This window comes from Labedella gwakjiensis, from assembly GCF_003014675.1.
Taxonomy (GTDB): domain Bacteria; phylum Actinomycetota; class Actinomycetes; order Actinomycetales; family Microbacteriaceae; genus Labedella; species Labedella gwakjiensis.
The window spans coordinates 497,051-520,673 of sequence record NZ_PYAU01000001.1 but is presented as its reverse complement, the minus strand read 5'-3'; the positions used below and the strand labels follow the sequence as shown (position 1 = coordinate 520,673).

The window sequence follows — 23,623 nt, the reverse complement described above, 5'->3', positions numbered from 1 at the left end:
CCGACCGTCGTCCGGTGCGCGTCCGTGTCAGTGGCTCACACATGTGTCAGCGGCTCACGCATGCGACCTGACGCCGAATCGGCGACCCACGCCCACTCCGACGGCTGTCGCAGCCTCCGAGATGCGCCGCCGGTAGGTCTCGACGGAGTGGCGCTCCCGCGCGACGTTCTCGTCCGCAAGCGCCTCAGAACGGAATCGGGCCCAGTCTGACCACACGCGCTGGAGAGCGTCGGCGATGTCGCGGGCATCCCCTGGTTCGACCTGCTGGGCCGACCGATACCCCCACGCGGCCTCACGGAGACCGGAGGTATCGCTCACGACCACGGGACGAGCGGCGAGGACGCTCTCGACGGCGGTGTTGCCGAACGGCTCGTCGAGGCGGGACGGGACCACCATGACATCGCTCGCGGCGAGGAACGGCCACGGGGCGTTCTGGAATCCGCGGAGGTGCACCCGGTCGCCGAGATCGAGCGTCGAGATGGATGTGCGCAACTCGTCCTCGAACCACTCGTAGCCGGGGAAGACGGCGCCGACGAGGTCGAGTCTGGCCGGAATGCCCCTGTCTCGGAGCTCTGCGATCGCTTCGACGATGAGGTCGGGGCCCTTGCGGGGCGACAGGCGTCCGACATACAGCACGCGCAGTTCGTCGTCGATCGATTCGCGAGGCGCCGTGACGGCCTCGGGGCCGGCGACGCCGTTGTAGACGACGGTGCACCGGTCACCCAGACGGGCGAACGAGTCGCGGAGGACTCCGGCGCTGTAGTTGCTGTTCGCGACCAACTGATCGGCGAACAGCAGCGGGAAGGCGAGCGTGCGCATCACGGCCCTCGAGGCGGACCCCTCGGCCTCGTGGACGTGCACGATCGACGTGACCCGGAACAGCCGGGCGAGGAGCGTCCACAGGGGGATGGTGATGGTGTTGGTCCAGACCAGCGTCGGACGAACCTCGCGCATGAGCCGTCGTCCGGCGCGGAGGCCCGACAACGTCTGGGTGACGAGAGAGAACAGCCCGCGCGGCGTCATGAGACTCTTCCGCAGGACCAGGGTGGGGGCGAGGACGACGCGCGCGCCACGCTCCTCGAGGAGGGGGACGAGAGGCCCGTCCTCCGGCACGGTGACCGTGACGGTCGCGCCGGACTCGACGAACCCGGAGACCGATTCGAGGAGGACGCGGTCGGACCCGTACATGTCAGCGCTCGGGTGCGCGACGAGATAGGACGCTCGGGAGGTCCGCTGGCCGGCGTCGCGAGCGACGTCGGTGGTGGGGCGTCCCACGGTGATGCCGCTCACGAGACGGGGGACGCGACGGGCGTGCCCGTCCGGCCGGAGGCGGAGCGACGTGCAGCCTTCGCGATGGGGCGGATCGAGTAGCCGGCTGCGAGACGGATGGCGAGCTGTTCGTAGCCCGTCGTCACGAGATCCCAGTCGTACGTCGATGCCGCGCGCTCGCGCAGACGGTCGCCCGTCGAGAGGGTGCCCGTGACGTCGGCCTCCGCCGACTCGAGCAGGGGCGCGAGGGCGTCGGCGGAACCGAAGTAGCGACCGTTCTCGACGGTGACCTCACGGTTGAAGGCGACATCCCATGCGAGCACGGCCGTTCCGGCGCCGATGGCGCGCAGGAGCGAGGGGTTCGTGCCGCCGACGGAGTGCCCGTGCACGTAGGTGAGGGCGTTCGCGTAGAGCTCGTCGAGCAGATCCTGGTCCCACACGCCGCCGAGCATCTGGATGCGCGGGTCGCGTGCGGCGATGGTCTCGATCGCTGTCGTGTACTCAGCCGAGTATGGTGCGGAACCCACGACGACGAGGGGGAGCTTCGCGTCGCTCGCCGAGTAACCCTCGACGATCTCCCGCACGTGGTTCTCCGGCTCGAAGCGCGCGACGACGAGGTGGAAACCGCCGGGCGTCAGGCCGATCTCGGCGATCTTGTGCGACGTGGGAGCGTCGATGATCGTCGCGCCGTAGCTGATGAGCTCCGTCGGCACGCCGAATTCGTCGTCGTAGTAGTCGGCGATGCCCTGGGCGTCGGCGATGAGCGCGTCGGAGGTACGGACAGCGGCCGTCTCGGCGGCGCGGTAGTAGCGCTTCCCCGCGCCTCCCCACTTGTCGCGCTTCCATTCGAGTCCGTCGACGTGCACGGCCGTGGGGATGCCCTTGGCGCGCAGGATCGGCACGAAGGGGGCGTTCGCTGCGTTGAACACGAAGGCGGCGTCCGGGGCGCGGTGGACGAGGGCGTGGAGCGTCGACAGCGCCGTGTGGCTCAGGGTCTCCGCGACCTTGACGTGCAGGGCCGGCAGGTGGACGAGGGACATCCCGAGGTGCTCCGCCGGCTTCTCCCCGTCCTTCGAACGGCAGTAGACCGTGACGGAGTGACCGCGCTCGACGAGGCGTCTGCCGATCTCCTCGATCGCCGTCTCGAATCCTCCGTAGGCTGCGGGCACGCCACGGGTTCCGATCATCGCGATCGAGAGCGGCGCGGTGGTCTTGGCGGCGTTCATCAGTAGGCTCCGGTCGGGCGTGTGACGACCTTGACGGTCTGCCACAGGATCATGAGGTCGCCGACGAGCGACCAGTTCTCGACGTAGTAGAGGTCGAGCCTGACGCTCTCCTCCCAGCTGAGGTCGCTCCGGCCGCCCACCTGCCACATGCCGGTGAGGCCGGGCTTGATGTAGAGACGGCGGCGGACGTGGCTCTCGTAGTCGATGACCTCGCGCGGGAGCGGCGGGCGCGGACCGACGAGGCTCATGTCGCCGACGAAGACGTTCCAGAGCTGCGGCAGCTCGTCGAGTGAGTACTTGCGCAGCACACGGCCGATACGCGTCACGCGGGGATCGTTCTTCATCTTGAAGAGCAGGCCGTTGCCCTCGTTCTCGACGAGGAGCGCGGCCAGGTCCTGTTCGGCCGTCGCCACCATCGTGCGGAACTTGAGCATCGTGAAGCTGCGCTCCCCCCGGCCGACACGCTCCTGACGGAACAGGACGCCTCCGGGGCTGTCGAGGTGGACGAGGATCGCGATGATGCCGAAGAGAGGGGCGAGGATCAGGAGACCGATGCCGGACGCGACGACGTCGAACGAGCGCTTCAAAGCGTGCTTCATGCCGTCGAACTGCGGGATCTCCACGTGCATGAGCGGAAGGCCGTCGACAGGGCGGAAGTGGATACGGGGGCCCGCCACATCGGTGAGCTGGGCGGCGAGCACGAGCTCCGTTCCCGTGCCTTCGAGGTCCCAGCTGAGGCTGCGGATGAAGGACGGGTTGCGGCTCGCAGCGCCCGCGACGATGACCGTGTCGGCCTGGAGGTTGCGTGCGATCGTCGAGACCGAGTTCGGCTCACCCACGATCGGGACACGACGGTCTCCGACCTCGATGTGGGTCGTGGTCGCGTCAGAGACGGTGGCGGCGACGACGTTGTAGCTGGCCCGAGACTTCTCGTTGATCTGACGGACGACGTACTCCGCCTCGTCCGTGCCGCCGACGACGATGGCGCGGGAGAGGAAGCGGTCGCGAGCGGGCTGACGGATGAGCCAGTGGCGCCACATCCAACGGGTCGACACGAGGCCGAGCGTGCCGATTCCCATGGCGGTGAAGAAGAACGCGCGGGACACCTCGGCCTGCACGGCGAAGAGGAGAACGCCGAGGATCGCGAAAGCGACCATGCTCGCGTTGATGACGCGCTTGTACTCGCCTGCCCCGATCCCGATGACGCGGATGTCGCGGGTGCGGTGGGCTCCGAGGGCGGCGATCCAGGTGACGAGGATGATGACGGAGGCGACGGCGTAGGTCGTGACCCACGTGGCTCCGGTGGAAGCCGTCTCGACGAGCGAGCGGATGACATAGGCCAGGCCGAGCGACGAGCCGATGACGGCGAGATCGTTGACGAGGAGACGGGTGCGATGCCCCTGCGCCCATTGGCGCTCCGATGTGGTGGGGGCGCCCCGGCGCGTCGTCCAGGAGGTCGGGAGGAAGTGCGAGAGCTCTTCACCCGGAAGGTGGTGCTTCAGCTCGGTCATGACTGAACCTTCCCTGGAGTGATGTGGGGCGACGTGGCCCCGTGTCGGATGAACGAACGCAAGATCGTCTACCCCCAATGTCGACGATGAAAGGATGGCCTCCCGCCCGGTCCGTTTCGGGTCGGGTGCGGGCGGGAGACGTCCGTGTGTGGAATGTGAGGTGCCCTCAATTCCGTAATCTGAGATTAGCTCAGTTACGGAAACGGGAACAGTATCCACATCACCCCCATTGCGGGGGGTGAGGTGTCCTCATGTTCTCCGATGGACCCTCCGGCCCCGTGTTCACAAGGGTGTGAGACGGTCGGCGGGAGTCCGTTACGGTGTGCCCATGACGTTCAACGAGGGTGCCGACATCCGGGGTGGAAAGGTCAGCCGTCGACGCGGCCGTACGACCGGAGTGGCCGTCGGAGGAGGCGGCGGAATCCTGGTCCTGCTGCTCGTGATCTTCGGTCCGCAGATCGGGATCGACCCGAGCGCGTTCCTCGGGGGCTCGGCGACCGGAGGGGGCCAGGTGACCGACTCGCCGCTCGATCAGTGCCTCACGGGCGAGGATGCGAACGAGCAGCTGGACTGCCGGATGCAGGCGGCCGCGACGTCGCTCGACACGTACTGGTCGAGCGAGGTGGACGGGTACCCGCAGCCGTCGATGGTCCTCTTCGACGGGGCCGTCGACACCGGGTGCGGGAGTGCGACGAGCGCCGTCGGTCCGTTCTACTGCCCGCCCGACCAGACGGTGTACATCGATACGGCATTCTTCGACGAGCTGCGCACCCGCTTCGGTTCCTCAGGGGGCTCGCTCGCCCAGCTCTACATCGTCGCCCATGAGTGGGGTCACCACATCCAGAACGTCTCCGGCACGATGGACGGCCTCGACACGTCGCAGACCGGTCCGGAGTCGGACGGCGTCCGCCTCGAACTCCAGGCCGACTGCTACGCCGGCGCGTGGGTTCGTGCGGCGCAGGAGACCACGGACGCGGACGGCGACGTCTTCCTCGAACCGGTGACGAGCGCTCAGCTCGCCGACGCCCTCAGCGCTGCCGAGGCGGTCGGGGACGATCGCATCCAGGAATCCGCCGGTGGTGGCGTCAATCCGGAGACCTGGACGCACGGGGCGAGCGAGCAGCGTCAGGAGTGGTTCACGACCGGGCTCGAGAACGGCCCGCAGTCCTGCGACACCTTCTCGGCCGCAACGCTCTGACGGCGAGGACGTCGGCGCTCAGGCGTCGGCGCTCAGACGTCGGCGCTCAGACGTCGGCGCTCAGACGTCGGCGCTCAGACGTCGGCGCTCAGGCGCCGGGGACATGCCGCTCGTCAGGCCCGTCGTAGGCGGACAGCGGTCGGATGAGAGCGTTCGCCGCGAGCTGCTCGCGGATGTGGGCCGTCCAGCCCACCACGCGAGCGGCGACGAACAGGGGGGTGAAGGCCTCCGTCGAGAAGCCCATGAGGTGGTAGGCCGGTCCGGACGGGTAGTCGAGGTTGGGCTTGATGTTCTTCCGCTCGCCCATCGCGGTCTCGAGCTCCTCGTAGAGGGCGAGCACCTCCGGTCGGTCGTAGTACTCGACCAACCGCACGAGCGAGTCGCGCATCGTCGGAACGCGCGAGTCGCCGTTCTTGTAGACGCGGTGGCCGAACCCCATGATCTTGCGCTTCTCGGCCAGGGCGGTGTCGAGCCAGGCGGCAGCGCGGCCGTCGGGGGCCTCGTCCATGCCGATCTCCACGAACGTGTGGAGGACGGCCTCGTTGGCGCCTCCGTGGAGCTGTCCCTTGAGCGCACCGATCGCGCCGGTGACCGCCGAATAGACGTCGGAGAGGGTCGACGTGATCACACGGGCCGTGAAGGTCGAGGCGTTGAAGGAGTGCTCGGCGTACAGCACGAGCGAGACCCGGAAGGCCTCGACCACGACGTCGTCAGGCACCTCGCCGAAGGTCATCCACAGGAAGTTGCGGGCGTAGTCGAGGTCGTCGCGCGGCTCCACGATGTCCTTGCCCTGCCGCCGCCGCTCGTCGAACGCGACGATCGCGGGGATGGCGGCGAACAGCCGCACGGACTTCTCGAGAGTGCCGTCCGGCGAGCGGTCGTCTGCGTCCGGGTCGAGGGCACCGAGCACGCTCACGGCGGTGCGCACGACGTCCATCGGGTGGGCCGTCGTGGGCAGCAGCTCGATCGCCGCGCGGATCTCCGGCGCGAGAGCACGCTGCGAGCGCTCCGCCTGCTCGAACGCGGCGAGCTCGTCGACCGTCGGGAGCTCGCCGTTCCACAGGAGCCACGCCACGGCCTCGAACGACTGGGTCGCGGCGAGTTCCTGCACGGGGTATCCGCGGTACAGCAGCGAATTGGTCTCGGGGTTCACCTTCGACACGGCCGTCGTGTCGACGACGACCCCGGCGAGGCCCTTCCGGATCTCCTGGTCGGACTCTGACATCGTGTCTCCTTCGTCGGCGAGGTCGTGCGGTGGGAGGTCGTTCGGTGGGAGGTCGTGCGGTTCGAGAGGCGAGCGGTATCAGCCGCGGTTGTCGTCGAGGGTGAAGTCGAAGACGCCGGCGTCGAAGCTCGAGTAGGACTCGTAGTCGAGGAGCTCGTACAGCTCGGCGCGCGTCTGCATGTTCGGCACCTCCGCGCTGAGCGAGCCGTCGTCCTTGAGCGTGTCGAGCGCACGCATCGCGGCGCCCATCGCGAGGCGCAGCAGCGAGACCGGGTAGATCACGAGGTTGACGCCCACGTCGCGCAACTGCGCGGTGGTGAAGAGGTCGCTCTTTCCGAACTCCGTCATGTTGGCGAGCACCGGCACGTCGACGGCCGCGCGGATCGCTTCGAACTCGGCCAGGTCGCGCATCGCCTCGGGGAAGATCGCGTCGGCGCCGGCGTCCACGAACTCCTTCGCCCGGTCGACGGCGGCGTCGAGGCCCTCGATCGCCCGCACGTCCGTACGGGCCATGATGAGGAGATCCGGGTCGCGGCGCGCATCGGCGGCGGCCCGGATGCGCTTTGTCGCCGTGCTGCGGTCGACGACGGCTTTGCCGTCGAGGTGGCCACAGCGTTTCGGGTTCACCTGGTCCTCGATGTGGAGCCCGGCGACGCCGGCGTCCTCGAGGGTCTGCACCGTGCGTGCCACGTTCATCGGCTCGCCGAAGCCGGTGTCGGCGTCGACGAGCACGGGGAGCTCGGTCATCCGAGCGATCTGCGCGGAGCGACCAGCCACCTCGGAGAGGGTCGTGAGGCCGATGTCCGGCAGCCCGAGCTCGGCCGAGAGGACGGCTCCCGACACGTAGACGCCGTCGAAGCCCTTCTTCTCGATCAGCTTCGCCGACAGCGGGGTGAAGGCCCCGGGGAGCTGCAGGAGGTCCCCGCTCGCGAGTCGCTCGCGGAACAGTCGGCGCTTGTCCGCCGGGGTCGATGTGGCGTACAGCATCGAGCGCCCCTTTCATCCGTGAACCGGCCGGTTCCCACCCAGCCTACGGAACGTATGGTCCCGATGGGGCGCTCGGAGCCCGACGGTCCCGTGTCCGGGAATCGACCATCTCGGTTCCGGAGAGGACGCCGGACAGCCCTCGTCGTCCGCGCGTGAGGGGCACGGACAGGACCGCGGCGATCACGAGGAGCCACGAGACGAGCGCTCCCGCTCCGACGACGAGGGCCGGGAAGGGGTCGTCGACGACGACGGCGCCGAGCGCGACCGATGCCGTGTACGCGCCACCCGTCGTGGCTGCGCGAGAGAGACGACGGGGGAGGGCCGGACGGGCGCCCGACGGGGTCGCCGGTTCGAGCCACACGAGCCGCTGACCGATCGACCCTCCGGACCCGACGAGAGCGGGGACGAGGACCACGACGATGCCGGCGACGCACGCGACGACGAGGTTCTCGAGTGGAGTGGGGGCGGCGATGCCGCCCAGAAGGACACGAACCCCGATGATCGCGCCGGATACGAGCGTCGATACCGTGGCGAAGGCCGTCAGGTCGAGGAGCATCCCGAGCCACCTCCGCCACACCGTGACGGGACGCGCCTCGAGCCGGCGGGACCGGAGGTCGTGGGTCCGCGGCATCCACCAGAGCACGACGGGCGCGACGAGCGCACCGAGCAGGGCGCCTGCCGTGTTGGCGAGGAGGTCGTCGACGTCCGCGACACGGTAGGCGCACGCATAGAGGCCCCAGATACCGGTGAGCTGCGTCGCCTCGATGACGAGAGAGGCGAGAAGACCGAGAGCCGTCGACGTCAGGATCCCGAACGACCAGTAGCGACGAGCGATGACCCCGAGAGGCACGAAGAGCAGCACGTTGAGGACGACCTGCAGGGTGGCGCGTCCCGTGAGCAGTGCCCCCGTCCCGTGGTCCCGGACGTCCGTCGCGACGTCGCCGACGAACGCGAACGGCGTCAGCTGCGGGGGGATTCCGCCGGAGAGGCACGCCGTGCGGCTGTCCGGTAGGGGGATGAAGGTGTACGCGAGCAGTGCAACGGCATAGACGCTGATCGCGGCGGCGCCGACGAGTCTGGCGAGGCTCACTCGACCGTAGCGCCGCGACTGGACGACGACGATCGGGAAGAACACGGCGGCGAACGCACCGCCTCCTCCGAGCACGCCGATGATCGCCTGTCGTTCCCACTCACCCATTCGTCCAGCCTGTCAGACGGCCCGTCGCCGGTCGTCGGCCGGGCGGACGACCGTCGACGGGTGGGCCTCCGCCGTTCGGCCGAGGCGGGTCGCCTCAGAGGATGAGGCCTCGCCTGCGTGCCTCGGACACCGCGCGGAGACGCGTAGGCGCGTCGAGTTTCGTCATCGCGGACGCGAGGTAGCTCTTCACCGTGGACTCCTTGAGCCCGAGGCGTGCGGCGACATCCGAGTTGGTCAGTCCGACGGACGTCTGGACGAGGACGTCCCTCTCGCGAGGCGAGAGGCTGACATCGCTCGGAGACGGGCTGTCGACCGACGCCGTCGGAATGCCGCCGAGGTCGGCGAGGCGACGTTCCACCGATGCGAGGCGTTCCCGCAGGTCCGGATCGCCGATCGTTCCCGTGATGCTGCGGAGTTCCGCATAGGCGACGCGTGCGCTCTCGAGGGACGAGGACCACGATGCGGGGGGCGCTTGCTCGGCCGACGCGGCGTCGAGCGCACGCGCCGCGGTGTCACGGGCCTCGGCGGCCGCGAGGTCGCGCGAGATCCGCGAGGCGACGGCGAGGGCGGAGGCCGAGAAGCGGTCACCGACCGTTCCCGGGAATCGGGACCCGCCGTAGATCATGCCGAGAGTGCGGCCGGCGACCACGACGGGGACGGCGAGTAAAGCGGCGATGCCCTCGCCGAGGATGTGCCGATCGTAGTCGTGGGTGATGCGGCGGGAGGCGCCGTAGTCGCTCGTCGCATGCGGGCGGGCGTCCACGAGGGACTGCCCGCCGAGGCCGAGGCGCGGCGACACGGTGAGCCCGTCGAGGGAGTTCGTCCTCGCGCCCACGACGCTCGTGACGGCGACGATCCCGTCGACGGTCGCGCCGCCGAATGCGACGGGGATGCCGCTCGTGCGGGCCAGGTCCGCGACGGCGACCTCGATGACGGTCGAAGCGTCCGGCTCCAGTGCCGACGTTCTCATGCTGTTCGTTACCGCCTTTCGGGGGTAGTCGGTGCGCCCGTCGGGTTCGTAGCGTGAACGATACCACCGGCCAGACGTCAACGGACGGCCGGGCAAGTCGTTTCAAAGGAGAGATGATGACCCCGAACAGCCCAGGACGAGGGAGCGACGGCCACGACCCCGTCGACTACCTCGCCGTCGAGGACTCGCCCGATTTCCGGGAGTTGAAGTCGCGTCACCGCCGCTTCGTACTCCCCGTCGCGGGACTCGCGTTCCTCTGGTTCCTCGCCTACGTCCTGCTCGCGACCTACGCGTCGGACTTCATGGCGACGCCCGTCTTCGGTCGGGTGAACATCGGCCTGATCCTCGGGCTCGCCCAGTTCGTCACGACGTTCGCCATCACGATGACGTACGTGTCGTATGCGAACCGTCGTCTCGACCCTCTCGCGGAGAAGCTCCGCGTCGAGCTCGCGGAGACGGAGGCGTCACGATGAACGTGCAGGAGCTCAACAACCCCGTCCTCAACATCTCGATCTTCGTCCTCTTCGTCGGTGTGACGCTCTTCGTCGTCATCCGCGCCAGCCGCAACAACAAGACGGCCTCCGACTACTACGCGGCCGGCCGATCCTTCACCGGGCCGCAGAACGGTGCCGCCATCGCGGGGGACTACCTCTCCGCCGCCTCCTTCCTCGGAATCGTCGGCGCGATCGCGGTCAACGGTTATGACGGCTTCCTCTACTCGATCGGCTTCCTCGTCGCGTGGATCATCGCGCTCCTCCTCGTGGCCGAGCTCATGCGCAACACGGGCAAGTTCACGATGGCCGACGTGCTGTCGTTCCGGCTCAGCCAGCGTCCCGTGCGGCTCGCGGCGGCGATCACGACCCTCGCCGTCACGTTCTTCTACCTGCTGGCGCAGATGGCGGGGGCCGGCGGACTCGTCGCGCTCCTGCTCGGTATCAACGACTCGATCGGCACCTCGATCGTCGTGACCGTGGTGGGAGCGCTCATGATCGTCTACGTTCTCGTCGGCGGCATGAAGGGCACCACCTGGGTGCAGATCATCAAGGCCGTGCTGCTCATCGCCGGCGCCGGGGTCATGACGGTGTGGGTTCTCGTCCTCAACGGCTTCGACCTGTCGGCGCTGCTCGACAAGGCCGTCGAAGCCGCCGGAACGGAGGAGATCCTCGCCCCGGGCAAGCAGTACGGTGCGAACCCCCTCAACTTCGTGTCGTTGGGCCTCGCCCTCATCCTCGGAACCGCGGGGCTGCCTCACGTGCTCATGCGGTTCTACACCGTGCCGACGGCGAAGGAGGCTCGTCGTTCGGTGGTCTGGGCGATCTGGCTCATCGGTGTCTTCTACCTCTTCACGCTCGTCCTCGGCTACGGCGCCGTCGCGCTCGTGGGCAGCGAGACGATCCTCGCCTCGGCCGGTGGTGTGAACTCGGCGGCTCCGCTCCTCGCACTCCAGCTCGGCGGTCCCATCCTGCTCGGCATCATCTCGGCCGTCGCGTTCGCGACGATCCTCGCTGTGGTGGCCGGTCTCACGATCACCGCGGCCGCGTCGTTCGCCCACGACATTTACGCGAACATCGTCAAGCGCGGCCACGCGGACCCGGCGATGGAGGTGAAGGTCGGTCGACGCACGGTCATCGTGATCGGCGCCGTCGCCATCGTCGGAGGCATCGGCGTGCAGGGGCAGAATGTCGCGTTCCTCGTGGCCCTCGCCTTCGCCGTCGCGGCGAGCGCGAACCTGCCGACGATCGTGTACTCGTTGTTCTGGCGCCGCTTCACGACGCGCGGAGCCGTGTTCAGCATGTACGGAGGTCTCGGCAGCGCCCTCGTCCTCATCGTGTTCTCGCCCGTCTTCTCCGGCGCGGAGACGAGCGTGTTCAAGGGCGTCGACTTCTCGTGGTTCCCGCTCGACAACCCGGGCATCGTGTCGATCCCGCTCGGATTCCTGCTGGGCTTCGTGGGTTCGCTCATCCCGCAGAAGAAGGCGGAGGACCCGCGTCTCGCCGCCGAGATGGACGTGCGATCGCTCACGGGTCACGGAGCGGAGAAGGCCACGGAGCACTGATGTGATGCCGTGATCTCGAAACGACGGGGACCCGGCGCCGATCGCGCCGGGTCCCCGTCGTTTCATGAGGAGCGCTACGGGATGGCCGTCGCAGCATCAGAAGGCACGACGACTCGTTGCCGCACGTGGCTCGCACCCGTCTCGTCGACCTCCACGGTGAGGCGGGCGGCGATCCGCTCCTTCATCGCGTCGACGTGACTGATGAGGCCGACGGTGCGTCCGCCGGCGCGGAGCTCGTCGAGCGTCGACATCGCGATCTCGAGCGTCTCGCCGTCGAGCGAGCCGAAGCCTTCATCGATGAACAGCGTCTCCAGGGTGATCCCGCCCGCTCGCTCCGTGACGACCTCTGCGAGGCCGAGCGCGAGGGCGAGTGCCGCGAGGAACGTCTCTCCGCCGGAGAGGGATGCCGTGGGTCGTGACCGCCCCGTGTACTCGTCTCGGATGGACAGCCCGAGCCCAGAGGCCGTGTTCCGGTAGGCGATGGCGTCGTCGTGCTCCAGGGCGAAGCGGCCGCTCGTCATGACCGCGAAACGGCGGTTCGCCGCGGCGATGATCTGCTCGAGCTGGGCCGCGAGGACGAAGGTCTCGAGGTCCATCCGGCGCGTGTTGGGGGCCTTGCCTTCGACCGTGTCGGCGAGCCCGCGGATGGCCTCGACCTCGTCGCGCCGTGCGCGCACCGCGGAGAGCGCGGACAGTGCGTCGATGCGGATCTGCTCGAGCTCGCGTTCGATCCCTGCGATGACGGTGGCCCGTGCGATGGCGGCGTCGCGCGCCGCTCGCGCTGTGCGGAGGGCGTCTGCGGTCGCCGCCGTGTCGGGCACGGCCGCACCGAGCTCGGCGATGTCGGGGTCGGAGAGCGCCGCGACGTTGGCTGCGCGCTCCTCGGCCGCTGTCTGGACGCGTACCTCGAGGGAACGGATCGCGCTGTCGCTCCGACGGGCGTCCCTCACAGCGTCGGCGTCGGGGAACGGCGGGGAGGACCCGTCGCCGCCTGAGTGTTCGGCGAGCGCAGCCGCGACAGCCGCCCTGGCCGCCTCGAGCTCTCGCGTCCGCTCCTCGAGGGCGGCTCGCGCATCGACAAGGGCGGCGGCCGCGTCGCGGACACCGGTGACGCGCGCGACACGATCGGCGACGGAGGAGTGGTCGCCCCGTGCCGTGGACACTCGGGACCGCGCGGCGTCGAGGCGGATGGTCGCGGCGGTCGCGGCCTCCGCGGCGGCGTCGCGATCCGCGATCCGATCGGCCAGAGCCGTATCGGCGTTCGCCGTCTGATCGATCAGACCGGCCACGGCGGCGTCGAGAGCGGGCAGGCGCGCACTCGCGCTCGCGCACTCGTCCCGATGCGTCTCGGCCGCGGCCAGTCGCGCGTCGAGTTCCTCGACGGGGACGCCTCCGGATGCGACGAGCGCTTGCGTGTGTGCGGCGTCAGCCTCTCGCACGGCACGCGTGGCGCGGGACACCGCGGTGTTCGCGTCCTCGAGGGCTGAACGCGCGGTGTCGAGATCCTCGTCGCGTACGGCGTCCGCGCTTGCGGGAGCGGGCGCGGGGTGGGAGGTCGACCCGCACACCGCGCACGGCTCCCCGTCCGTGAGATCCTCAGCGAGTTCACCGGCGAATCCTGCGAGACGTCGCGTGAGGAGATGCTGGAGACGGGCGGTGGCGTCGGCGGCCGTGGCGAGCGTCGCGATCTCCCTCTCTCGAGCGGACCGGAGCTCCTTCTCTCTCGACAGCACGTCGTGAGCCGCCGTCACCTGCAGCTTCAGACCCTCGACGGCCGCCGTGGCGGCGTCGAGACCGTGGGCGATCGCCCGTGCGGCGGCTACGGCCGAGCGGGCGCTCTCGAGCTCCGCGGGAAGAGCGTCGCGCCGTTCGGCCGCCTCGTCCGCCGCCCGTCGGGCAGACGCCAAGCGGTCGCGAGCCCGATCCGCCTCCGCGTCGAGCCCGGGGATGGACCGCTCCTCGACGAGGGCGTCCGCGAGACTCCCGAGTTCCCGGGTGAGTGCATCCACCGTCCCGGCGGGATCGGGGTCCGCACCGATCGACACCTCGGAGAACACGGTGCGGGCGCGCTCGAACGCGGTCCGCGCGCGTGCCTCCCGGGAGCCGGCTGCGTCCATCGTCTCGACGAGGGGCCACAGGGGCGCAGCCGCCCGCGCGGCGGCCAGCTCGAGGCGATCCTCCGCGTCCGCCTCCGCACGCTCCGCGAGCCGGTCGCGTTCAGCGATCGCCGCGTCGCGACGGCGGACGCGAGCCGCGAGCTCCTGGGCCCGCCGGTCGGCGGCGTCAGCCTCTGCGAGGGCATCGTCGGCCTCGGCGGCACGACGGTCCGCCTCGCGTCGGGCGGGACCCGCCGCGTGTGCGACGGCCGAGAACCACACGTCGTCGGTGTCGGCGTCAGCCGTCGTATCCGCGTCCGGGACGGCGTCCGAGTCCGCGTCGCCGGGCGTGACGGCGGCGGGGATTCCGTCATCCGACCTCGACTCGGACCCGGACGTCGACTCGGACTCCGCATACGACTCGGATCCCGCGTCGTGCGTCAGGCCGGACTCGGCGAGGGTCGACACGAGCGCGCGCGCCCTGTCTGCAAGACGCTCCACGGCGGCGAGCTCCGAGCCGAGCTCGCCCTCCACAGCCTTCCGACGCTCGACGAGATAGCCCTCGAACGACGAGAAGCGCTCTGTGGCGAAGAGGGAGCGCAAGAGGTCCTGCCGCTCGTCGTGCCCGGCAGCGAGGAAACGCTGGAACCGGTTCTGCGCGAGCAGGATCACCTGGAGGAACTGATCCCTCGTGAGCTGCACGATGCCCTCGAGCTCGATCCCCACGTCCTTGGGGCGAGCGGCCAGACCCAGCCACTGCCCGTCCTCGAAGACCGCCAGCTCGGCCGTCGGCGCGGCGGTCGTCGTGCCCTCTCCTCGGGCCTTCGCCCGCTCGAAGGTGGGGGAGCGGCGCACACGATACTCGCGGCCGCCCGCCGAGAACTCGAGCTCGACCCATGTGGGATCCGACGGTGCGCTGTGATCGCTGCGCAGTCGAGCCTCGCCCTTCTCGAAGCGAGGCACCGAGGCGTAGAGCGCGAAGCAGATGGCGTCGAGGATCGTCGATTTACCGGCGCCGGTCCGACCGCCGATGAGATAGATGCCGTCGTCCTCGAAGGCCCGGAAGTCGATGCTCTGCTCATCGCGATACGGACCGAAGCCCGCGAAGCTCAGGCGCGTGATCCTCATCGGGTCGCCTCGGCGGCGCGCAGCGCCGAGAACGCGTCGTCGACGAGACCGGCCTCAGCCTCGCTCGGCCCGCGTCCGTTGCGCACGTGCTCGAGGAACCCTGCCACGATCTCGACGTCGCTCTTCTCCTCGATGCGCGACGCGTAACTCGCGTGTCCGTCGTCGTGCACCGTATGCGGTCGATGCTCGAGCTGAGCGCACCAGGGGAAGCGGCGCTGCAGTTTCGGCATGGCGTCGAGCGGACGCGTGTCGTCCGTGATCGTCGCGGCGATCCAGTGGTCGGCGTACTCGGCGTATTCGGGCGAGGTGATGAGCTCGTCGAGTGTGCCTGTGAGCCGTGCGAGCGGACGGGGGACGGGGAGTGCGACCCACTCGACGGTCTCGAGGCCCTCGGCCCCGAGGTCGACGAGCCATGCGCCTCGCGGCTTGTCGGCCTCGCTGAACGAGTAGTGAAGAGGCGCGCCGGAGTAGCGCACCCGCTCGGACAGCGTGGCGCGACCGTGGATGTGTCCGAGGGCGACGTAATCCGGCCCGTCGAACGTGGCGAGCGGCACGTAGTCGAGGCCGCCGGCCGTGATGTCGCGTTCCACGTCGCTCCCGGCCGCGCCGGTGGCGAAGCAGTGCGAGACGACGACGGACCGTCCGCCTCGTTCGGCGGCGTCGGCCCGGATCCGATCCATCGCGAACGCGAGCACGTCGGAATGTCGTCGAAGAGTGGCCTCAGGGTACAGATGGCGGACGAGGGACGGCTCGAGGTACGGGATGCCGTAGAGGTTGACGGGCCCGTGCTCGTCCTGGAGCTCGACCGGCACATCATGCCGCTCCGGACGAGTGAGGACGTGGATGCCGGCGAGTTGCGCGAATTCGGCCTGATAGCCGAGGCGTGCGGCCGAGTCGTGGTTGCCGCTCGTGACGACGACGGCCGCTCCCGCATCGCGCAGCGACGAGAGCGTGCGCCCCAGGACGCCGTAGTGCTCGGCAGCGGGCATCGTGGAGTCGAAGACGTCTCCTGCGACGATCACGAGGTCGATGGACCTCTCCCTCACGAGCCCGACGACAGCGGACAGGACGGTCTCCAGCGCGCCCACGGTGCTGTGCCCGTGGAAGGTGCGTCCGATGTGCCAATCGGAGGTGTGGAGGATCCTCATGCGACAACGATAACGAGCGCCACCGACACTCTCGCCGCTGGCGGGCAGGCCGCGCCGGGATCGACTCGATCGGCGGTGATACGGGACCTCAGGCGGGTCGCGGAGACGTCGCGGACGCGCGCCTCCGTCGCCGCACGAACACGATCGCGAGCACGATGAGGCCGGCGAGTGCGAGCACGACGAGCACGGGCACGACGATGGCGAGGACCACGAGCACGATGCTCGCGCCGTCTTCGACGGTGCTGAGCACCGGCGCCGCGAGCCCGAAGGTCGCGGCGTTGGCGATCGGGCGGATGGCCGCCTTCGCCAGGTGGACGAGCAGGGCGATGACGATTCCTGTGACGATCGGCACCCATTGCCCGCTCGACACGAACGACTCGGGATCCGTCACGGCGACCGTCTCCGACGCGGAGCCCGACCCGAAGACGATGCCGCCGGATGCGGGTCGCACGACCGTCTGGATGATGTCGTTCACACTGTCGACGGCCGGGATCTTGTCCGCCACCATGTCGATGACGAGCAGGACGCCGAGGATCACCATGACCCATTCGTTCTCGAGCCAGGCCCAGCCGGGCGGCACCGAAAGGAGGTCCGTGAACCGCGAGAGCAGCCCCATCGCGAGCATCGGGATGTAGGCGTTCAGACCGGCGGCCGACGCGAGGCCGAGCCCCGTGAGCGCTTCGAGCATCGGTGCTCCCTCCGGTCGTCCGTTCGCGCCGTCGCGGCGCCGATTCCGTCCTCGAAGTCTACGTCCGGCTGCTCAGGCGGGTCAGGGGGTGGAAAAGAAGAACGCCGGGCCGGCGAGTCGCATGAGCGACTCGACCGACCCGGCGTTCCCGGGAAAACAGACTCAGATCGCGTGGATCTTCTCGGCCTGCAGGCCCTTGGGGCCGCGGGCGGTCTCGAACTCGACGCGCTGGTTCTCCTCGAGCGAACGGTAGCCCGTCGACTCGATGGCGGAGAAGTGAGCGAAGACGTCAGCAGAGCCGTCGTCGGGGGAGATGAAGCCGAAGCCCTTTTCCGCGTTGAACCACTTAACAGTTCCAGTAGCCATGATCATTCCTTACTTTGTGGTGTTGCCGACCCGGCTTGCGGGACGAAAGGGCGAGGCGGTTTCACCAAGCCCGCTCCGACGGAGATCGGCTCCGGGGAGAGATAGAGGTGCTGTCACCCGGCGGCGCCCGCGCAGACCAGAGATGGTCGCGACCGGATACGCCGCTTCAACGGGGTGAAGCGGGACAGAGGTAATTCGGGAGGGTGCTGCAGTTTTGATGTGTCGCGAACTCTCCTGGGATTCCCTCTTGTGCAGACGAGGGTCCCGTACAAACGGGCCTGCTAGTGGGTTTGATCCGGAATGATGCACGAAAACACGGACCCACGAGGCAAACGATAACGGGGCAAGTCTAGCGCACCCTGGCCCACAACGGAACCGCCCCGTGCAAACCTCGGGGAGAGGCGTGCACGGGGCGGAGGAGATCGGCGTGGATCTCGGTTGCGTGATCGGTCGTCAGGCGCGCCGGAACTTGTTCACCATCGGGCAATCGAACGGGTCGCGTGCGGACAGGCCCACGCGGTTCAGGTAGGCGATCACGATTCCGTACGACTGGATGAGCGTCGTCTCCGTATATGGGACTCCGAGGGTCGCGCAGTGTTCGCGGACGATCTCACGGGCCTTCGCGAGGTGCGGTCGAGGCATGTTCGGGAACAGGTGGTGCTCGATCTGGTAGTTGAGCCCACCCATGAAGGCGCTCGCCCAGACGCCGCCGCTGATGTTGCGTGAGGTGCGGACCTGCTTGGCGAAGAAGTCGAGCTTCTCCTCCGGGCCGACGAGCGGCATTCCCTTGTGGTTCGGGGCGAAGGACGCTCCCATGTAGACGCCGAACACGGCGAGCTGCACGCCGATGAAGGCGAAAGCCATACCGAGGGGCAGGAACCAGAAGATCGCACCGACGTAGACGGCGAAGCGTACGGCGATCGCGGAGAGCTCGATCCAGCGACCCTTGACGGGCTCGCGGGTGATGAGCGCCCGGAGACCGAGGATGTGGAGGTTGATGCCCTCGAGGGTCAGGAGCGGGAAGAAGAGGTAGCCCTGCTTGCGCGTGATGAGCGCCAGCACGCCCTTCGCCTTTGCCGCGTCCGCCTCCTGGAACGAGATCGTGTCGACGTCGATGTCCGGGTCCTTGCCCACCTTGTTGGGGTTGGCGTGGTGGCGGGAGTGCTTGTTCATCCACCAGGCGTAGCTGATGCCGACGATGGCCGTGGCGATGAAGCGTCCGGCACGGTCGTTGGCGCGCCCTGAGACGAACACCTGACGGTGCGAGGCCTCGTGGGCGAGGAAGGCGAACTGCGTGAAGATCAGGCCGAGAGCCGCTGCGATGAGCAGCTGGAACCACGAGTCCCCGAGCAGGAAGAAGCCGGCGATCGCTCCACCGAGGGCGACCATGAGGACGGAGAAGAGAAGGATGTAGAAGAGGCGAGTGCGCTCGAGGAGGTTCGTCTCCTTGACCACTCGCGACACGGCTGCGAAGCTGCGGGTCGTGTCGCCGGGGGCGCTCGTACGGGGCTTGGTGCGCCGAATCGCGCCGGCGGTGGTGATCGCATTATCCATAAAGGGGAAAGGTTCTCCTGCTGGTCGGTCGACTTCCCAGCCGCGGAGTGAGCCCTGATGCTCCAGATGTTTTCAGGCTACGGGGATGCGTTCACCGATGGGGGTATATACGGCAAAGACGGAGGGACGGCCGCCGAGCGGCCATCCCTCCGTCTCCTGTTCTTCGCCTATTGGGGGCTTCCCGTCTCCTCCGGCTGCTCGGGCTCGCCACCCGAGACGGTGTCCTCGTCCGTGCCCGAACCGGCCTTGACGTTGTCGTCGCTGCCGTTGTCTTCCGTGCCCTGTACCTCGTCCTCGGGGGACGGGCTGCTGTAATCGCTCATTCCTCGACGGTATGCCTGTCCCGTCGAGGCGTCGACGTGGTTGACAGGGCCTGGCTCGAGTGGGAGCCTCCGCGGTGCTATGTCCGGCCGGGCAGGTCGTCAAGGCCGCGTCGACCGCCACCGTTCGCGCCTATCGTCGGGAATCCCCGAGAGAAAGGACGTGCGCGATGAGCGACACATTCGGAACCACGAGCGACACCCCGGCCGAGTCTGAGGGGACGGCGGACGAAGAGGCCGAGTACCTGCGCGAGAACGACGAGCCCGTGCAGGAGTCGACGGTGATCGATCCGGCCGATGTCCTCCAGGAGTACGGAGAAGACGTCTCGTCCTCGCCGGCGAGCCGGGCCCGCGAAGACGGGGCCTGAACGCCCGTGCAATACGACGACGCCGCCCGGGAGACCGGGCGGCGTCGTGCTATCCGGAGAGGGTCCGTCCTCAGTTCTTCCGGGCAGCCGCCTTCGCGGCGCGCTTCGTCTCTCGCACGCGTGTGAGGGAATCGGCGTCGACGATGTCGGCGACCGAGCGGTAGGAGCCGTCCTCGCCGTACGCTCCGGCCGCCTCGCGCCATCCCGTCGCCTCGAGTCCGCGCTGCTTCCCGAGCAGGGCGAGGAAGATGCGGGCCTTCTGGTCCCCGAAACCCGGGAGCGCCTTCAGGCGCTCCAGCACTTCCGCGCCCGTCGGGGAGCCCGACGTCCAGATGGCGGACGCATCACCGTCCCACTCGTCGACGACTGTACGGCACAGCTCCTGCACGCGGGCGGCCATCGAGCCGGGGAAGCGGTGCACCGCCGGAGTCTCGCGGAAGAGCTCCACGAAGGACTCCGGATCGGCGTCGGCGATCGTCGCCGCATCGAACGAGGCCAGGCGGGAGCGGATCTTCGCCGGTCCGGCGAAAGCCGTCTCCATCGCGATCTGCTGGTCGAGGAGCATCCCGATGAGCAGCGCGAGGGGGTCGTCCGTGAGGAGCCGGTCGGCCTCGTCGTTCCCCGTGATGTGGAGCGCGGTCATGACCCGTCGGACTCCTCACGTTCCCCCGGGCGCACTGCGGCCTGGTCGGAAACATCGATGCGCGTGACGCCGTCGTCCTTCTCCGTCACCTCGATGCGTGGGGCGGCGTCGGCCTCCGTCGACTTCTCTGCGCGGGTGAGTTGTTCGTGTCGCTTCTCGTCGTGGCTCGGTTCGCCCTGGTTCTGTTCGCTCATGCGCCGACGGTAACAGTCGCGCGGGTCCGCGTCACCGGGTGGCGCCGAGCCTCACGCGTCACTCATGTCCGGCCGAGAAGCAACCGGTTGTCCGGCAGCGGCCGGAGGAGCAAGGTGGAACCCATGAAACGCATCGTCTACGGCTCCGAAACATTCGTGGTCGACGATCGCGTCGGCGAGGACCTGATGGAGCATGCTCTCGCCATAGCCGAGTCCCACGATCCTGAACTCGTCAGTGTCGACGTCATCCAGTCGGACGGTTCGACGAGGCAGGCGTCGATGCTGATCGGCCCGTCGACGCCGGTCGCCTCGGTGGATGCCCCGGATCTCGAGCGTCGGGCCCGGCCGGTCGCCGCCATGGCACGTGTGCGTTCGATCGACCCGGCCGTCGTCTACGACGACACGAGCACCTATTTCGACCTCGGCTTCGACGCCTGACGCGATCCCTGGTGAGGCCGCTCGCCGATGGGCGGCTGCAGGCCGGCCACTGGGGTGACGGCGATCCGTCGTGAGGTCGATCGTTAAAGCGATAGAGGGTCGGTGACCCGAACACCGACCCTCTATCTCCCGAAATGATGGTGGCCACGCACCCACGACATCGATGTACATCGGCGTGACGGCGACGGGAGTTCCATCTGCCTAAAAGCTAGTTCACCTAGCAATTGGATTGCAAGCCTGCGTATGTCGGATAAAAGGGGGACAAGCCGAGGCGGGCTGCGTCGTCACTCGAGCTGGTTCGGCGGGCCGCGGAAAAGAAAAACGGCCCCGATCTCAGTAGAAGCCTGAGAAAGGGGCCGAGTGGCTCCGACGGGCGTCGATCCCGTGACCTCACGATTTTCAGTCGTGCGCTCTACCAACTGAGCTACAGAGCCGTTGGGACGCGTATGCCCGGAACGAAAGCGTTCCGTGGATCGCTCGCTCCGTGAATCATGTTTCTGGTCCCACTGGTAAGAAACCCTCCCGTATTCGGAAGGGTCCCTCACCATGGCGACCCTGACGGGACTTGAACCCGCGACCTCCGCCGTGACAGGGCGGCACGCTAACCAACTGCGCTACAGGGCCATGATGTGTTGCTGTGTTGCTGTGTTTCTGGTCTTGCTGTCGTTCTCTTCAATTGTAGTGGTAACCGTCACCGTGATTTTTCACGTGACCCCAACGGGATTCGAACCCGTGCTGCCGCCGTGAAAGGGCGGTGTCCTAGGCCACTAAACGATGGGGCCGACGAGCTCGAAAGCTCAAGGGCTACCGGCGTACAAGCATACGGGTGGAGGCGTGGAATACCAAAACGGGCTCGGAACGCCGCTCGCCGGGTGCGTCCGGAGTTCCGACCGGCCAGCGGATATGCGGGCGTCGGTGGCCTGATCGGTCTAGATTCGTGCCCGACGCGGCGGATTCGGCACGCGATCGGGGGTCTGGCTTTCTCCGGGCCGATCGTTAGTGTTGAAGATGTTGTCAATGTGACTGATGTGAATCCGGTTGAGGTGAGTGATGTCTGAAGGTAAGGCGAAGCGCGGCAGCGTGTTCCGCTGGCGGTCTCGCCGCACTCCGAACGGCGACACGTCCAGGCGGCAGGTCCTCGCCATCGGGGCGGTCGGCGTCTTCGCCGCCGCGGCTGTCGTCGCCGGTGTCACGCCGGCGTGGGCCGCGAAGTATCCGTCGTGGGACGACGTCGAGAAGGCGAAGAAGAACCAGGCGGCCGCGGCGGCCCAGGTGACCTCCATCAAGCAGCTCATCTCCGATCTCGAATCTCAGGTCGCGGCGACGCAGGCAGAGGCCGAGAAGAAGGGCGAGGAGTACTTCACCGCTCAGCAGGCGTTCGACGACGCCGCCGTGCGCGCCGATTCTCTCCAGTCACAGGCCGACGACAAGAAGGTCGAGGCCGACGAATCGATCGCGAAGGCCGGTCAGGTCGCCGCCCAGCTCTACCGCAGCGGAGGAAGCGATGTCTCGCTCAGCCTCTTCTTCGATGCCTCGGCGAGCCCCGACGCTCTCCTCGGCGCCCTCGGCACGATGAGCAAGCTCCTCGAGCACAACCGGTCGGTCTACGACCAGGCCGTGAACGCGCGCAACACAGCCCAGTCACTCAGTGACCAGGCGCAATCTGCTCGGGACGAGCGAGAGCGGCTCCGCGGCCTCGCGGAAGAAGCCATGGTCGCGGCGCAGGCCGCGGCGGACGCCGCTGCAGCCGCGCTCGCCGAGCAGCAGGACAAGAAGGTCGAGCTCGAGGCTCAGCTCGCCGCTCTCGAGGACACCACCTCGAAGACGATCGACGCCTATAAGAAGGGTGTCGAAGAGGAGCGCAAGCGCAAGGCGGCTGCCGCGGCTGCCGCGGCTGCCGCTGCGGCGAAGGCCGCAGCAGAGGCCGCCAAGAACAACAACAACGGTGGTGGCGGCGGCAGCGGCGGCGGTGGCGGCGGTGGCGGTGGCGGAGCCGTGGGCGGTGGCGGCTGGGCTCGCCCCGCCTCCGGCTGGATCAGTTCCGGCTTCGGACCGCGCAAGAGCCCGGGAGGCGTCGGCAGCACGACCCACCCCGGTGTCGACATCGCGAACGGCTACGGCACGCCGATCTACGCGGCGTCCGCTGGAACGGTGACCTATGCGGGGGTGAACGGCGGCTACGGCAACTTCATCCGCATCTCGCACAGCGGCGGAATCAGCACGGCATACGGGCACATCAACCCCGGCGGGATCTACGTCCGCTACGGCCAGACCGTCTCCGCCGGTCAGAACATCGCCGCCATGGGCAGTACGGGCAACTCGACGGGGCCGCACGTGCACTTCGAGACGCGCGTGAACGGCGTCGCCTACAACCCGGTGAGCTTCATGCGCGACCGAGGGGTCTCGCTCTAGAACCTTGACATCGACGAAGGGCGCCGCACTCGAACGAGTGCGACGCCCTTCGTCGATACGGGTGGCAGGGACTCAGTGCGAGCCGTCGGCCTCCAGCTTCGCGAAGCCGGCCTTGACGATCTCCTCGGCCTCGGCGGCGTTGCCCCACCCCTCGATCTTGACCCACTTGTTCGGCTCGAGGTCCTTGTAGCGGGCGAAGAAGTGCTCGAGCTCGTTGCGCGTCTGCTCGGGGACGTCGGTGATGTCCTGGATGTGGTTCCAGCGCGGATCCTTGTGGGGGACCACGACGACCTTCGCGTCGGATCCGGCCTCGTCGCTCATGTTGAGGACGCCGACGGGGCGCACCTTCACGCCCACGCCGGGGAAGACGGGGTACTCGAGGAGCACGAGGGCGTCCACGGGGTCGCCGTCGAGACCGAGTGTGTTCTCGAAGTAGCCGTAGTCGACGGGGTAGACGAAGGCGGTGAAGAGGACGCGGTCGAGGTACACCCGGCCCGTCTCGTGATCGACTTCGTACTTGTTGCGGCTGCCCTTGGGGATCTCCACGACGACGTCGTATGCGGCCATGCGGCGCTTCTCCTTGTGTTCGGATGCTGTTCGAACCGGTCGTGCGCCGGCGTCCTCCACA

At 68.4% G+C, this 23,623-nt stretch carries 22 protein-coding genes and 3 tRNA genes; 6 read left to right on the top strand and 19 right to left on the bottom strand.

The window, feature by feature from the left end; translation table 11 throughout:
* Nucleotides 1-54 precede the first annotated feature (54 nt).
* Genes CLV49_RS02420 through CLV49_RS02410 form a run of 3 tightly spaced genes read right to left on the bottom strand, consistent with a single transcriptional unit; the run spans nucleotide 55 to nucleotide 4,006 of the window.
* On the bottom strand, nucleotides 55-1,290 hold the full coding sequence (locus CLV49_RS02420) for a glycosyltransferase (RefSeq protein WP_243696763.1): 1,236 nt from the start codon (nucleotides 1,288-1,290) through the stop codon (nucleotides 55-57).
* Nucleotides 1,287-2,495: a DUF1972 domain-containing protein gene (locus CLV49_RS02415; RefSeq protein ID WP_106562110.1), complete on the bottom strand. Its 1,209-nt coding sequence runs from the start codon at nucleotides 2,493-2,495 to the stop codon at nucleotides 1,287-1,289. Before CLV49_RS02415 ends, CLV49_RS02420 begins: the two co-directional genes overlap by 4 nt.
* Complete coding sequence (locus CLV49_RS02410) at nucleotides 2,495-4,006, bottom strand: sugar transferase (RefSeq protein ID WP_106562109.1); 1,512 nt, start codon at nucleotides 4,004-4,006, stop codon at nucleotides 2,495-2,497. The genes CLV49_RS02415 and CLV49_RS02410 overlap by 1 nt, the downstream gene beginning before the upstream one ends.
* Nucleotides 4,007-4,334: 328 nt before the next feature.
* Between CLV49_RS02410 and ypfJ the strand changes: the two genes are divergently transcribed.
* Nucleotides 4,335-5,204, top strand: coding sequence for a KPN_02809 family neutral zinc metallopeptidase (gene ypfJ / locus CLV49_RS02405; RefSeq protein ID WP_106562108.1), 870 nt, complete (start codon nucleotides 4,335-4,337; stop codon nucleotides 5,202-5,204).
* 88 nt (nucleotides 5,205-5,292) lie between these two features.
* Here ypfJ and CLV49_RS02400 read toward each other — a convergent pair whose 3' ends face one another.
* From CLV49_RS02400 to CLV49_RS02385, 4 genes are all read right to left on the bottom strand, one after another.
* Nucleotides 5,293-6,429: a bifunctional 2-methylcitrate synthase/citrate synthase gene (locus CLV49_RS02400; protein ID WP_106562107.1), complete on the bottom strand. Its 1,137-nt coding sequence runs from the start codon at nucleotides 6,427-6,429 to the stop codon at nucleotides 5,293-5,295.
* Between the two features lie 78 nt (nucleotides 6,430-6,507).
* Complete coding sequence (gene prpB, locus CLV49_RS02395; protein WP_106562106.1) at nucleotides 6,508-7,416, bottom strand: methylisocitrate lyase; 909 nt, start codon at nucleotides 7,414-7,416, stop codon at nucleotides 6,508-6,510.
* A 43-nt stretch (nucleotides 7,417-7,459) separates the two neighbouring features.
* A complete protein-coding gene (locus CLV49_RS02390) occupies nucleotides 7,460-8,614 on the bottom strand; it encodes a VanZ family protein (protein ID WP_106562105.1) in 1,155 nt (384 codons plus the stop codon).
* A 94-nt stretch (nucleotides 8,615-8,708) separates the two neighbouring features.
* Nucleotides 8,709-9,584 carry a LuxR C-terminal-related transcriptional regulator gene (locus CLV49_RS02385; protein ID WP_106562104.1) on the bottom strand — a complete coding sequence of 292 codons (876 nt, stop codon included), beginning with the start codon at nucleotides 9,582-9,584 and terminating at the stop codon, nucleotides 8,709-8,711.
* Nucleotides 9,585-9,700: 116 nt separating this feature from the next.
* On the opposite strand from CLV49_RS02385, the gene CLV49_RS02380 reads away from it, so the two are divergent.
* Both CLV49_RS02380 and CLV49_RS02375 read left to right on the top strand, forming a co-directional pair.
* A complete protein-coding gene (locus tag CLV49_RS02380) occupies nucleotides 9,701-10,057 on the top strand; it encodes a DUF485 domain-containing protein (RefSeq protein WP_424978968.1) in 357 nt (118 codons plus the stop codon).
* Nucleotides 10,054-11,640: a solute symporter family protein gene (locus tag CLV49_RS02375; RefSeq protein ID WP_106562102.1), complete on the top strand. Its 1,587-nt coding sequence runs from the start codon at nucleotides 10,054-10,056 to the stop codon at nucleotides 11,638-11,640. The genes CLV49_RS02380 and CLV49_RS02375 overlap by 4 nt, the downstream gene beginning before the upstream one ends.
* Nucleotides 11,641-11,714: 74 nt before the next feature.
* Here CLV49_RS02375 and CLV49_RS02370 read toward each other — a convergent pair whose 3' ends face one another.
* The 6 genes from CLV49_RS02370 to CLV49_RS18250 all read right to left on the bottom strand — a co-directional run bounded on the left by CLV49_RS02370 (nucleotide 11,715) and on the right by CLV49_RS18250 (nucleotide 18,943).
* Nucleotides 11,715-14,864 (bottom strand): AAA family ATPase, encoded by a 3,150-nt coding sequence (locus tag CLV49_RS02370; protein WP_106562101.1) that lies wholly within the window; start codon nucleotides 14,862-14,864, stop codon nucleotides 11,715-11,717.
* Nucleotides 14,861-16,012, bottom strand: coding sequence for an exonuclease SbcCD subunit D (locus CLV49_RS02365; RefSeq protein ID WP_106562100.1), 1,152 nt, complete (start codon nucleotides 16,010-16,012; stop codon nucleotides 14,861-14,863). Before CLV49_RS02365 ends, CLV49_RS02370 begins: the two co-directional genes overlap by 4 nt.
* Nucleotides 16,013-16,100: 88 nt before the next feature.
* Nucleotides 16,101-16,700: a DUF4126 domain-containing protein gene (locus tag CLV49_RS02360; RefSeq protein WP_106562099.1), complete on the bottom strand. Its 600-nt coding sequence runs from the start codon at nucleotides 16,698-16,700 to the stop codon at nucleotides 16,101-16,103.
* Nucleotides 16,701-16,862: 162 nt separating this feature from the next.
* Complete coding sequence (locus CLV49_RS02355) at nucleotides 16,863-17,066, bottom strand: cold-shock protein (RefSeq protein ID WP_106562098.1); 204 nt, start codon at nucleotides 17,064-17,066, stop codon at nucleotides 16,863-16,865.
* A gap of 453 nt (nucleotides 17,067-17,519) precedes the next feature.
* The gene (locus tag CLV49_RS02350; protein WP_106562097.1) at nucleotides 17,520-18,620 is read right to left on the bottom strand and encodes a fatty acid desaturase family protein; all 1,101 of its coding nucleotides are present in this window, start codon (nucleotides 18,618-18,620) and stop codon (nucleotides 17,520-17,522) included.
* Between the two features lie 167 nt (nucleotides 18,621-18,787).
* Nucleotides 18,788-18,943 (bottom strand): hypothetical protein, encoded by a 156-nt coding sequence (locus CLV49_RS18250; RefSeq protein WP_158261882.1) that lies wholly within the window; start codon nucleotides 18,941-18,943, stop codon nucleotides 18,788-18,790.
* Between the two features lie 167 nt (nucleotides 18,944-19,110).
* On the opposite strand from CLV49_RS18250, the gene CLV49_RS02345 reads away from it, so the two are divergent.
* Complete coding sequence (locus tag CLV49_RS02345) at nucleotides 19,111-19,308, top strand: hypothetical protein (protein ID WP_106562096.1); 198 nt, start codon at nucleotides 19,111-19,113, stop codon at nucleotides 19,306-19,308.
* Between the two features lie 70 nt (nucleotides 19,309-19,378).
* On the opposite strand, the gene CLV49_RS02340 is transcribed toward CLV49_RS02345, so the two are convergent.
* Nucleotides 19,379-19,951, bottom strand: coding sequence for an HhH-GPD-type base excision DNA repair protein (locus tag CLV49_RS02340; RefSeq protein WP_106562095.1), 573 nt, complete (start codon nucleotides 19,949-19,951; stop codon nucleotides 19,379-19,381).
* The gene (locus CLV49_RS02335; RefSeq protein WP_106562094.1) at nucleotides 19,948-20,145 is read right to left on the bottom strand and encodes a multidrug transporter; all 198 of its coding nucleotides are present in this window, start codon (nucleotides 20,143-20,145) and stop codon (nucleotides 19,948-19,950) included. Before CLV49_RS02335 ends, CLV49_RS02340 begins: the two co-directional genes overlap by 4 nt.
* A gap of 123 nt (nucleotides 20,146-20,268) precedes the next feature.
* Here CLV49_RS02335 and CLV49_RS02330 point away from each other — a divergent pair, with 123 nt between their 5' ends.
* Nucleotides 20,269-20,583 carry a hypothetical protein gene (locus CLV49_RS02330; protein WP_106562093.1) on the top strand — a complete coding sequence of 105 codons (315 nt, stop codon included), beginning with the start codon at nucleotides 20,269-20,271 and terminating at the stop codon, nucleotides 20,581-20,583.
* Between the two features lie 361 nt (nucleotides 20,584-20,944).
* Here the strand turns inward: CLV49_RS02330 and CLV49_RS02325 are convergent.
* The 3 genes from CLV49_RS02325 to CLV49_RS02315 form a co-directional block, all read right to left on the bottom strand.
* Nucleotides 20,945-21,017, bottom strand: a tRNA-Phe gene (locus CLV49_RS02325).
* 113 nt (nucleotides 21,018-21,130) lie between these two features.
* A tRNA-Asp gene (locus tag CLV49_RS02320) sits at nucleotides 21,131-21,207 on the bottom strand.
* A gap of 85 nt (nucleotides 21,208-21,292) precedes the next feature.
* Nucleotides 21,293-21,365, bottom strand: a tRNA-Glu gene (locus tag CLV49_RS02315).
* A gap of 268 nt (nucleotides 21,366-21,633) precedes the next feature.
* Here CLV49_RS02315 and CLV49_RS02310 point away from each other — a divergent pair.
* The gene (locus tag CLV49_RS02310) at nucleotides 21,634-22,995 is read left to right on the top strand and encodes a M23 family metallopeptidase (RefSeq protein ID WP_106562092.1); all 1,362 of its coding nucleotides are present in this window, start codon (nucleotides 21,634-21,636) and stop codon (nucleotides 22,993-22,995) included.
* 72 nt (nucleotides 22,996-23,067) lie between these two features.
* Here CLV49_RS02310 and ppa read toward each other — a convergent pair whose 3' ends face one another.
* The gene (gene ppa / locus CLV49_RS02305; protein ID WP_106562091.1) at nucleotides 23,068-23,562 is read right to left on the bottom strand and encodes an inorganic diphosphatase; all 495 of its coding nucleotides are present in this window, start codon (nucleotides 23,560-23,562) and stop codon (nucleotides 23,068-23,070) included.
* Nucleotides 23,563-23,623: the final 61 nt, after the last annotated feature.

Coding starts and splice junctions, on each gene's coding strand:
- CLV49_RS02415 (WP_106562110.1), bottom strand. CDS start 2,495: ATGAACGCCGCCAAGACCACCGCGCCGCTCTCGATCGCGATGATCGGA.
- CLV49_RS02410 (WP_106562109.1), bottom strand. CDS start 4,006: ATGACCGAGCTGAAGCACCACCTTCCGGGTGAAGAGCTCTCGCACTTC.
- ypfJ (WP_106562108.1), top strand. CDS start 4,335: ATGACGTTCAACGAGGGTGCCGACATCCGGGGTGGAAAGGTCAGCCGT.
- CLV49_RS02400 (WP_106562107.1), bottom strand. CDS start 6,429: ATGTCAGAGTCCGACCAGGAGATCCGGAAGGGCCTCGCCGGGGTCGTC.
- prpB (WP_106562106.1), bottom strand. CDS start 7,416: ATGCTGTACGCCACATCGACCCCGGCGGACAAGCGCCGACTGTTCCGC.
- CLV49_RS02390 (WP_106562105.1), bottom strand. CDS start 8,614: ATGGGTGAGTGGGAACGACAGGCGATCATCGGCGTGCTCGGAGGAGGC.
- CLV49_RS02385 (WP_106562104.1), bottom strand. CDS start 9,584: ATGAGAACGTCGGCACTGGAGCCGGACGCTTCGACCGTCATCGAGGTC.
- CLV49_RS02380 (WP_424978968.1), top strand. CDS start 9,701: ATGACCCCGAACAGCCCAGGACGAGGGAGCGACGGCCACGACCCCGTC.
- CLV49_RS02375 (WP_106562102.1), top strand. CDS start 10,054: ATGAACGTGCAGGAGCTCAACAACCCCGTCCTCAACATCTCGATCTTC.
- CLV49_RS02370 (WP_106562101.1), bottom strand. CDS start 14,864: ATGAGGATCACGCGCCTGAGCTTCGCGGGCTTCGGTCCGTATCGCGAT.
- CLV49_RS02365 (WP_106562100.1), bottom strand. CDS start 16,012: ATGAGGATCCTCCACACCTCCGATTGGCACATCGGACGCACCTTCCAC.
- CLV49_RS02360 (WP_106562099.1), bottom strand. CDS start 16,700: ATGCTCGAAGCGCTCACGGGGCTCGGCCTCGCGTCGGCCGCCGGTCTG.
- CLV49_RS02355 (WP_106562098.1), bottom strand. CDS start 17,066: ATGGCTACTGGAACTGTTAAGTGGTTCAACGCGGAAAAGGGCTTCGGC.
- CLV49_RS02350 (WP_106562097.1), bottom strand. CDS start 18,620: ATGGATAATGCGATCACCACCGCCGGCGCGATTCGGCGCACCAAGCCC.
- CLV49_RS18250 (WP_158261882.1), bottom strand. CDS start 18,943: ATGAGCGATTACAGCAGCCCGTCCCCCGAGGACGAGGTACAGGGCACG.
- CLV49_RS02345 (WP_106562096.1), top strand. CDS start 19,111: ATGAGCGACACATTCGGAACCACGAGCGACACCCCGGCCGAGTCTGAG.
- CLV49_RS02340 (WP_106562095.1), bottom strand. CDS start 19,951: ATGACCGCGCTCCACATCACGGGGAACGACGAGGCCGACCGGCTCCTC.
- CLV49_RS02335 (WP_106562094.1), bottom strand. CDS start 20,145: ATGAGCGAACAGAACCAGGGCGAACCGAGCCACGACGAGAAGCGACAC.
- CLV49_RS02330 (WP_106562093.1), top strand. CDS start 20,269: ATGAAACGCATCGTCTACGGCTCCGAAACATTCGTGGTCGACGATCGC.
- CLV49_RS02310 (WP_106562092.1), top strand. CDS start 21,634: ATGTCTGAAGGTAAGGCGAAGCGCGGCAGCGTGTTCCGCTGGCGGTCT.
- ppa (WP_106562091.1), bottom strand. CDS start 23,562: ATGGCCGCATACGACGTCGTCGTGGAGATCCCCAAGGGCAGCCGCAAC.